General features: G+C 72.5%; 2 protein-coding genes. Both read left to right on the forward strand.

What is annotated here, in order from left to right; all coding sequences use genetic code 11:
• A partial coding sequence (locus G5C65_RS38840) for a hypothetical protein (RefSeq protein ID WP_206442742.1) occupies nt 1-223 on the forward strand: 223 nt, incomplete at its 5' end.
• Nucleotides 220-636, forward strand: coding sequence for a roadblock/LC7 domain-containing protein (locus tag G5C65_RS38015; protein ID WP_165303637.1), 417 nt, complete (start codon nt 220-222; stop codon nt 634-636). The genes G5C65_RS38840 and G5C65_RS38015, both read left to right, overlap by 4 nt.
• The last annotated feature ends 32 nt before the right edge of the window (nt 637-668 follow it).

The raw sequence follows: 668 nt of genomic DNA on the forward strand, positions 1-668 counted from the left end.
GCCCGTGGCACGGCCCGCCAAGGCGCCCCGGCGCCGGGACTCCCGGCAGGTCTCCGACGTCTTCGCGGCGTATGCGCAGGGCATCAGCCGCAGCACACACCACAGTTCACGCCGGGGCCCGAACGGCTCCGAGAACGGGGGCGGCTCCGCGGAGGCCGCACGTCCGGGTTCCGCCGCCTCCGCCGCACCTCCTGACGACGACACGCAACGGAGCACTCGATGACCACCCCCTCCCCCAGCTCACTGGGCTGGCTGCTCAGCGACTTCGCCGGACGCGTTCCCGAGGTCACCAAGGTGCTGGCCGTCTCCGTCGACGGGCTGGCGCTGGCCTTCACGGGCATGGACCAGGACGACGCTGACCGGCTGGCGGCCATCTCCTCCGGGTTCGTCAATCTGCTGTCCGGCGCCGCGCAGCTGATGGAGACCGACCCGGTGGAGCACAGCCTGACCGCGATGGAGGGCGGCTATCTGTTCTCCATGGCGGTCTCCAGCGGCGCCTCCCTGGTCGTGGTCACCACGCGGGACGCGGACATCGGCGAGGTCAGCTACATGATGGCGGAACTGATCAATCAGGTCGGCGACGCGCTGTCGCCCCAGGTGCGCGGGGACGGCACTCCGCAGCCCGCCACCTCCTGAGCCCGAGCCGCCGCCCGGCACCCGCCCCCCGG

This window comes from Streptomyces boncukensis, from assembly GCF_011045075.1.
GTDB lineage: Bacteria > Actinomycetota > Actinomycetes > Streptomycetales > Streptomycetaceae > Streptomyces > Streptomyces boncukensis.